The sequence below is a fragment of the Stenotrophomonas sp. CFBP8994 genome, from assembly GCF_034044835.1.
Classification (GTDB): Bacteria; Pseudomonadota; Gammaproteobacteria; order Xanthomonadales; family Xanthomonadaceae; genus Stenotrophomonas; species Stenotrophomonas rhizophila_A.
This window is the reverse complement of record NZ_JAXCWT010000005.1, coordinates 419,936-427,960: the sequence shown is the minus strand read 5'-3', so window position 1 is coordinate 427,960 and position 8,025 is coordinate 419,936. Positions and strand designations below refer to the sequence as shown.

Annotated in this window: 6 protein-coding genes; 1 reads left to right on the top strand and 5 read right to left on the bottom strand. The window is 66.9% G+C overall.

The genetic code is table 11. From position 1 onward, the window contains the following. Window positions 1-174 precede the first annotated feature (174 nt). The 4 genes from SOM39_RS16205 to SOM39_RS16190 are packed head-to-tail and all read right to left on the bottom strand — an operon-like array spanning window position 175 to window position 4,894. Window positions 175-1,761: a DHA2 family efflux MFS transporter permease subunit gene (locus SOM39_RS16205; protein ID WP_068850548.1), complete on the bottom strand. Its 1,587-nt coding sequence runs from the start codon at window positions 1,759-1,761 to the stop codon at window positions 175-177. A 7-nt stretch (window positions 1,762-1,768) separates the two neighbouring features. After that, window positions 1,769-2,950: a multidrug efflux MFS transporter periplasmic adaptor subunit EmrA gene (gene emrA / locus SOM39_RS16200; RefSeq protein ID WP_217537334.1), complete on the bottom strand. Its 1,182-nt coding sequence runs from the start codon at window positions 2,948-2,950 to the stop codon at window positions 1,769-1,771. 10 nt (window positions 2,951-2,960) lie between these two features. After that, complete coding sequence (locus tag SOM39_RS16195) at window positions 2,961-4,454, bottom strand: efflux transporter outer membrane subunit (protein ID WP_093533184.1); 1,494 nt, start codon at window positions 4,452-4,454, stop codon at window positions 2,961-2,963. Further along, the gene (locus SOM39_RS16190) at window positions 4,451-4,894 is read right to left on the bottom strand and encodes a MarR family winged helix-turn-helix transcriptional regulator (protein WP_068854598.1); all 444 of its coding nucleotides are present in this window, start codon (window positions 4,892-4,894) and stop codon (window positions 4,451-4,453) included. Before SOM39_RS16190 ends, SOM39_RS16195 begins: the two co-directional genes overlap by 4 nt. A gap of 203 nt (window positions 4,895-5,097) precedes the next feature. Between SOM39_RS16190 and parC the strand changes: the two genes are divergently transcribed. Further along, the gene (gene parC / locus SOM39_RS16185; RefSeq protein WP_184127244.1) at window positions 5,098-7,341 is read left to right on the top strand and encodes a DNA topoisomerase IV subunit A; all 2,244 of its coding nucleotides are present in this window, start codon (window positions 5,098-5,100) and stop codon (window positions 7,339-7,341) included. A 114-nt stretch (window positions 7,342-7,455) separates the two neighbouring features. On the opposite strand, the gene bfr is transcribed toward parC, so the two are convergent. After that, window positions 7,456-7,944, bottom strand: coding sequence for a bacterioferritin (gene bfr, locus SOM39_RS16180; protein WP_093533183.1), 489 nt, complete (start codon window positions 7,942-7,944; stop codon window positions 7,456-7,458). Between the last annotated feature and the right edge of the window lie 81 nt (window positions 7,945-8,025).

Genomic DNA, 8,025 nt, shown 5'->3' with positions numbered 1-8,025 from the left:
CTGTCAAAAACATGGATGTTTTTGCCAAGCCTACAAGGATGTATTTACGGCGTGTCCCGTAAGGGGCTGCCCGTCGGCCTCCCCAGCACGGAAAAACTGAAACGCTGCCTTTAGCTGTCGCAACAAAAAAACCCCGCTCTTCAGCGGGGGTTTTCGTTTCAGCAATTCACACCATCAATGCCCGCCGGCAGACGCCGCGCCGGCACCGGCGCCGAACGGCGGCTTGGCCAGCCACAGGAACGCGATGATGGCCAGGAAGATCCAGCCCAGCAGGAAGAAGATGTCGTTGAAGCCCATCTGCGATGCCTGGTGGTTGATGATGTTGTTCAACGCCGCTGCACCATGTTGCAGGTCGCCCTGCCCCATTGCCGCCACCTTCTCCTGCATGCCCGGCGTGTAGCCGGAAATGCTTTCGGTCAGGTGCGCATGGTGTTCCTGCGTGCGGCGCGCCCACAGCCACGTGGTCAGCGATGCCGCGAAGCTGCCGCCCAGTGTGCGCAGGAAGGTGGCCAGGCCCGAACCTGCCGCGATCTCGCGGCCATCCAGGTCCGACAGCAGGATCTGCAGCACCGGCATGAAGAACAATGCCACGCCGATGCCCATGATCAGCTGCACCCCCGCCACGTGCGCGAAGTCCACCTGCAGGTTGAAGCCCGAACGCAGGAAGCTGGTGAACGACAGGAACACGAACGCGAACGATGCGATCCAGCGCATGTCGAACCGCGATGCATACTTACCTACGAACGGCGTCATGATCACCGGCAGGATGCCGATCGGCGCCGTCGCCAGTCCCGCCCAGATCGCCGTATAGCCCATGTCACGCTGCAGCCACTGCGGGATCAGCAGCGACACGCTGAAGAACGCCGCGTACGCCACCACCATCGCCAGCGTGCCGGCGCGGAAGTTGCGGTGGCGGAACAGCCGCAGGTCGACGATCGGATCCTTGTCGGTCAGTTCCCAGATCAGGAACACCGCCAGCGCCACCACCGAAATGCAGGCCAGCACCACGATCGTCGGCGAACTGAACCAGTCCTCGTCGTTGCCCAGGTCCAGCACCAGCTGCAGCGCACCCACGCCGATGACCAGCGTGATCAGGCCCACGTAGTCCATCTTCGGCTTTTCGATCTGCTCCGGACGGCCCTTCAGCTGGTTGCCCACCACCAGCGCCGCGAAGATGCCCAGCGGCACATTGATCAGGAAGATCCATTCCCAGCTGTAGTTGTCGGTGATCCAGCCGCCCAGGATCGGGCCGCAGATCGGCGCCACCACCGTGATCATCGCCAGCAGCGCCAGCGCCTGCCCGCGTTTCTCGCGGGGGTAGATCGAGACCAGCAGCGACTGCGTGATCGGGTACATCGGACCGGCCACGAAACCCTGCAGGGCGCGCGATACCACCAGCATGCCCATGCTCTGCGCCAGGCCGCACAGCAGCGACGCGATCACGAACGACAGCGTGGCCCAGATGAACAGCTTGGTTTCACCGAAGCGGCGGCTCAGCCAGCCGGTCAGCGGCAGCGCGATGGCCGTGCTGACCGCGAACGAGGTGATGACCCAGGTCGCCTGCTGCGAACTGGCGCCGAGGTTGCCGGCGATGGTCGGCAGCGAGACGTTGGCGATGGTGGTGTCGAGCACCTGCATGAACGAGGCCATGGCCAGGCCTGCCGTACACAACGCCACGTTGGCCGGCCGGAACGCGCCGGTCGCACCTGGCGCCGACGGCGCGCCCGGCAGGCCGGGCGCGGCGGGAGCTTGTGCGGACATGGTGGCCTCAGCTTGCCTTTGCCGTGCGCGGCAGGTTGCTCTGGATGATCTCGTGGATCACGTCGTCGGCGCTGTGCAGCTGCTTGGCATACACGTCGGTGTCGAACACCTGGCCCTTGGCCGTGGTGGTCGGCAGCACCGTGCCCTTCTGGTCGCGCAGGCTCACTTCCGCCTTCATCGACAGACCGATGCGCAGCGGATTGTCGGCCAGCTGCTTGGCATCGATGGCGATGCGCACCGGCACGCGCTGCACGATCTTGATCCAATTGCCGCTGGCGTTCTGCGCCGGCAGCAGCGAGAACGCCGAACCGGTGCCCAGGCCCAGGCTGTCGATGCGGCCCTTGTACTTCACCTCACCGCCGTACAGGTCCGAGCGCAGCTCCACTTCCTGGCCCAGGCGCATGTGGCGCAGCTGGGTTTCCTTGAAGTTGGCTTCCACCCACATCTGTTCGGTCGGCACCACCGCCATCAGCGCGGTACCCGGCTGCACGCGCTGGCCCACCTGCACCGAGCGACGGGCCACGTAGCCGCTGACCGGCGCGACGATGCCGGCGCGGGCGTTGTTGAGGTAGGCCTGGCGCAGCTGCGCGGCAGCCGCTTCCACGTCCGGCTGGGTGGCGATCACGGTGTCGTCGACCAGCGCGTTGCTGCGCTCGAAGGTTTCGCGCGAGCCGGCCACGGCCGCTTCGGCGGCGGCCAGCTCGTTGCGGGCGTGCGCCAGCTCTTCATCGGAGATGGCGCCGGTGGCGGCCAGGCCCTTGCGGCGGGCGAAGTCTTCGCGGACACGGTTGAGGGTGACCTGGCGCGCGCTCAGTTCGGCCTGCGCGCCTTCCACGCTGCGGTACAGGCCACGGGTCTGGCGCACGGTCCGGGCCAGGTTGGCACGGGCCTGCTGCAGCGCCACTTCGGTGTCGGCCGGGTCCAGCTGCACCAGCAGCTGGCCGCGCTCGACGCGCATGCCGTCATCGGCGTTGATCGCCACCACGGTACCGGTCACCAGCGGGGTGATCTGGACCTGGTTGCCCTGCACGTAGGCGTCGTCGGTCTCTTCGAACCAGCGGCCGAACATGAAGTACCACAGCGCCGCAGCGGCAAGCAGCAGCACCACGATGGCCAACAGGCCACGCAGCAGCTTGCCACGGCGGGAGGGGGCTGCCGGTGCGGCAGCAGGAGCGGAAGTCTGGCTCATGGGAGGACTCTCAGGAATGCGTGGATTCGGGGGCGGTGGCGAGCGTGGCGGTGTCGCCGGACGGGGTGAAGCCCCCGCCCAGCGCCTGGCTCAGCCGAACCGAAACAAGGATCTGCCGCGACTGCAGCGAGGCCAGCTGCTGCTGCGACTGCAGCAGCTGCGCTTCCACGCTGAGCACGTCCAGGTAGCTGCCGATGCCGGCCTTGTAGCGCTGCTGCGCCAGGTCATGCGCGGCGCGGGCGGTGGCGACGGCCTGCGCCTGCGAGGCGGCCTGGTCGGCCAGCGAACGCACCGCGTTGACCTGGTCGGCCACCTCGCGCAGTGCGGTGACCACCGACTGGTTGTAGTCGGCCACGGCCAGGTCGTACTGCGCGTCGGTCTTGTCCAGGTTGGCACGCAGGCGGCCACCGTCGAAGATCGGCAGGCTCAGCGCCGGGCCGATGAAGGCGAAGGTCGAGCCGCTCTTGAGCAGCTGGTCCACTTCGCTGGCGACCACGCCGCCGAGCGCGGTGAGGTTGAGGCTGGGATAGAACTTCGCCTTGGCCGCGTCGATCTCGCGGCCGGCCGCTTCGACCCGCCAGCGTGCGGCGACGATGTCCGGGCGACGACCCAGCAGTTCGCTCGGCAGCACGCCCGGCAGCTGCAGTGCCAGCGGGTTGAGCGGCTGCGGGCGTTCGATCTGCAGGCCACGGTCCGGGCCCTGCCCGACCAGCGCGGCCAGCGCGGTGCGGGCCTCGTCGATCTGCTGCTGCGCGGCCTGCAGCTGCTGCTGCGCGGCCGGAATGCGGGCTTCGGCCTGGCGGGTCTGCAGGTCGCTGTCGATGCCCGCCGCGCGACGCTGGCGGGTCAGGTCAAGCGTTTTCTGCGAGCGGTCCAGCTCTTCGCTGGCCACATCGTGCAGCTGCCACGCATAGCCGAGCTGCGCGTAAGCTTCGGCAATGCCGGCCGACAGGTTCAGGCGCGCGGCCTGCGCGTCGACGGCCGCGGCATGCCCGCTGTCCACCGCCGCCTCCCACGCAGCACGCTTGCCGCCCCACAGGTCCACCCCGTAGCTGACGCTGAGGTAGGCCTGGCCGCTGCCGGCATAGCTGCCGCCAAGTTCGTCACCCACCATCGATTCGGGCAGGCGCACGCCGGTGTAGCCGCCGGAAGCGGACACGCTGGGCAGGCGGTCGGCATGCGCGGTGCCAATCTGGGCACGCGCCTGGCGCAGGCGCGCATCCGCCGCCTCCAGACCCGGATTGCGCTGCAGGCCTTCGGCGATCAGGGCGTCCAGCTGCGGGTCGTTCAGCGCCCGCCACCAGTCGGTGGCCGGGAATGCCGACGGGCTCAGGGTGTGGCCGGCCAGGGTGCGCTGGGTCTGCAGGCTGTCGGCGTCGAGCAGCTGGCCGTGCGGTTGCAGGCCGCCGGTGCTGGCACAGGCGGCCAGCGCCAGCGCCAGCACGGACAGCAGCGCCGGCCGCAGCGGGCGCAGCGATGAGGTGCGATCAGGTATGGAAGTCATGGCGTAATCAGAGAGTCGCGGACACGGGTCAACAGGGAAAGCAGCAGCGCGCGCTCGTCGGCGGACAGGTCGCGCATGGCGTCGTCCATCACCGCGTCGCCGCGTTGCTTCAGGCGGGCCCACAGCTGGCGGCCCTCGTCGGTCAGTACGATCTGCAGCGCACGCCGGTCCTGCGCATGCGGTTCACGGCGGACGCAGCCCAGCGCTTCCAGCTTGTCCAGCAGGCGGGTGACCGCGCTGGGCACCTGGTCCAGGGCCTGTGCCAGTTCGTTGGCGGTACAGGGCGCGCGGAACGACAGCACCTTCAGCCCCAGGTAGTGGGTGAAGCCGATATCGAGGTTTTCCTCGGCCATGGAAACGTCCAGCTGGCGCATCAGGCCGTCACGCACCTGGCGCAGCAGCAGGCCCAGGCTGGGCGGCGTGGTATCGGGGCAGATCATCATGGGGACGCACTTTACTTCCGGAAAATATATTTCTCAATGGAAATATTTAATCTGGAAGGAAATGCAGTGTTGCCCCATTCAGGACAACGGCCCGGCCCCGATTCCTTCACATCGCTTGGCATCCCACGCCGCATCCGGATAATCGACCGCCTGCGAGGGCGACAGCCGTCGCCGTCCCTTGCCACAGGTAACAATCCCGCATGACCGATCTAGCCCGCCCCGCTTTCCACGGCTTTGAACAGCTGCCCCTGCGTGAATACGCTGAACGGGCGTACCTGGACTACTCGATGTACGTGGTGCTCGACCGTGCGCTGCCGTTCATCGGCGACGGCCTCAAGCCGGTGCAGCGCCGCATCATCTACGCGATGAGCGAGCTGGGGCTGAACGCCGCCGCCAAGCCGAAGAAGTCCGCGCGCACCGTCGGCGACGTCATTGGTAAGTACCATCCGCACGGCGACAGCGCCTGCTACGAAGCGCTGGTGCTGATGGCCCAGCCGTTCTCGTACCGCTACCCGCTGATCGAAGGCCAGGGCAACTTTGGTTCCACCGACGACCCCAAATCGTTCGCGGCGATGCGCTACACCGAGTCCAAGCTGACCCCGATCGCCGAAGTGCTGCTGGGCGAAATCAACCAGGGCACCACCGACTGGACCCCGAACTTCGACGGCACCCTGGAAGAGCCGACCTGGATGCCGGCACGCCTGCCGCACCTGCTGCTCAACGGCACCACCGGCATTGCCGTCGGCATGGCCACCGACGTACCGCCGCACAACCTCAACGAGATCGTCAGCGCGCTGCTGCACCTGCTGGATGACCCCGAGGCCAGCATCGGCGACCTGCTCGAACACGTGAAGGGCCCGGATTACCCGAGCGCGGCCGAGATCATCACCCCGGCCGCCGACCTGCGCACCATGTACGAAACCGGCTACGGCAGCGTGCGTGCACGCTCGACGTTCTTCAAGGACGGCACCAACATCGTCATCAACGCGCTGCCGTTCCAGGTCTCGCCCTCGAAGGTGATCGAGCAGATCGCGGCGCAGATGCGCGCCAAGAAGCTGCCGTGGCTGGAAGACATCCGCGATGAATCCGACCATGCCAACCCGGTGCGGGTGGTGCTGGTGCCGCGTTCCAACCGTGTCGATGCCGAACAGCTGATGGGCCACCTGTTCGCCACCACCGACCTGGAGCGCAGCTACCGGGTCAACCTCAACGTGATCGGGTTGGACGGGCGTCCGCAGGTGAAGAACCTGAAGATGCTGCTCAGCGAGTGGCTGCAGTTCCGCGGTACCACCGTGACCCGCCGCCTCACCCATCGCCTGGAAAAGGTCGAGCGTCGCCTGCACCTGTTGGAAGGCCTGCTGGTGGCGTTCCTCAACCTGGATGAAGTGATCCACATCATCCGCACCGAGGACGAACCCAAGCGGGCGCTGATCGCGCGCTTTGGCCTGAGCGACGACCAGGCCGAATACATCCTGGAAACCAAGCTCAAGCAGCTGGCGCGCCTGGAAGAAATGAAGATCCGCGGCGAGCAGGACGAGCTGGCCAAGGAACGCGACAAGATCCAGTCGATCCTGGACAGCAAGGCCAAGCTGCGCAAGCTGATCCGCGACGAGCTGGTGGCCGATGCGAAGAAGTTCGGCGACGCGCGCCGTTCGCCGCTGGTGCAGCGTGGCGCGGCGCAGGCGATCGACGAAACCGAGCTGGTGCCGAGCGAGCCGATGACCGTGGTGCTGTCCGAAAAGGGCTGGATCCGCGCGGCCAAGGGCCACGACATGGACCCTTCCACCCTGTCCTACCGCGACGGCGATGCCCTGCTGGGTTCGGTGCGTGCGCGCAGCACGCAGCAGGTGGCGTTCCTGGACAGCGAAGGTCGCGCCTACTCCACGCTGGTGCATACCCTGCCCTCGGCACGTGGCAACGGCGAGCCGCTCACCGGCCGCTTCTCGCCGGCGCCGGGCAGTGCCTTCATGACCCTGGCCAGCGGCGAAAACGCCACCCGCTTCGTGCTGGCCTCCACGCATGGCTATGGCTTCGTGACCCGCTTCGAGAACCTGACCGGGCGCAACAAGGCCGGCAAGGCGATGCTCAACCTCACCTCCGGTTCGAAGGTGCTGACCCCGGCCGTGGTCGCCAACCCGGACACCGACCGCATCGTGGCGGTGACCAGCTCGGGCAACCTGCTGGCCATCCCCGCCAGCGACCTGCCGGAACTGGACAAGGGCAAGGGCAACAAGATCATCGAAATCCCCAAGGCCAAGCTGGCCACCGAGCGCGTGGTCGCGGTGGTGGCGGTGGGCCCGGGCAACACGCTGCTGGTGCGCAGCGGGCAGCGCACGATGAACCTGTCGTACAAGGACCTGGAGGCCTACCTCGGCAGCCGCGCCAGCCGCGGGCACCTGCTGCCGCGTGGGTGGCAGAAGGTGGAAGGGTTGTCGGTGGAATGATCGCCCAAGAAAAAACCGGGGATTTCCCCGGTTTTTTTTGTATCCATCGCTGGCTGGCTTGTGGCTGGCTGGCAGTGGGTTCCGCCCGACCCACGGTCGGGCGCTACCGGCACCTCAATGGGCGGCGGTGCCCTTCGCGTCCATCTTGCTGGTCTGGTACAGGGCCAGGCCGATGCGCTTGATCAGGCCCAGCTGCTGTTCCAGCCACCAGGCGTGGTCTTCTTCGGTGTCCTTGAGCTGGACCAGCAGCATGTCGCGGCTCACGTAATCCTGGTGCTGTTCGCACAGCTTCATGCCGGCCGCCAGGTTGTTGCGCACGCTGTATTCGGTGTCCAGGTCCTTCTGCAGCATTTCTTCCACGGTCACGCCCGGCTCGAAGCCGTGCGGACGCATGTCCGGGTTGCCGCCCAGGAACAGGATGCGGCGCAGCAGCGCGTCGGCGTGCTGGGTCTCCTCCTCCATCTCGTGGTTGAGGCGCTCGTACAGCGCGAACAGACCCTGGTCCTCGTAGCGGCGCGAGTGGATGAAGTACTGGTCGCGCGCGGCAAGTTCGCCGCGCAGCAGTTCCTTCAGGCATTCAATGACGTCGGGATGGCCTTTCATGGGGGAGCTCCTGTGAATCGATGGGAGCCATGGTGCCCTATCCCGGATCGCCGTGATCTAATCGGAATCAGTTGCATGCGC

Coding starts and splice junctions, on each gene's coding strand:
- SOM39_RS16205 (WP_068850548.1), bottom strand. CDS start 1,761: ATGTCCGCACAAGCTCCCGCCGCGCCCGGCCTGCCGGGCGCGCCGTCG.
- emrA (WP_217537334.1), bottom strand. CDS start 2,950: ATGAGCCAGACTTCCGCTCCTGCTGCCGCACCGGCAGCCCCCTCCCGC.
- SOM39_RS16195 (WP_093533184.1), bottom strand. CDS start 4,454: ATGACTTCCATACCTGATCGCACCTCATCGCTGCGCCCGCTGCGGCCG.
- SOM39_RS16190 (WP_068854598.1), bottom strand. CDS start 4,894: ATGATCTGCCCCGATACCACGCCGCCCAGCCTGGGCCTGCTGCTGCGC.
- parC (WP_184127244.1), top strand. CDS start 5,098: ATGACCGATCTAGCCCGCCCCGCTTTCCACGGCTTTGAACAGCTGCCC.
- bfr (WP_093533183.1), bottom strand. CDS start 7,944: ATGAAAGGCCATCCCGACGTCATTGAATGCCTGAAGGAACTGCTGCGC.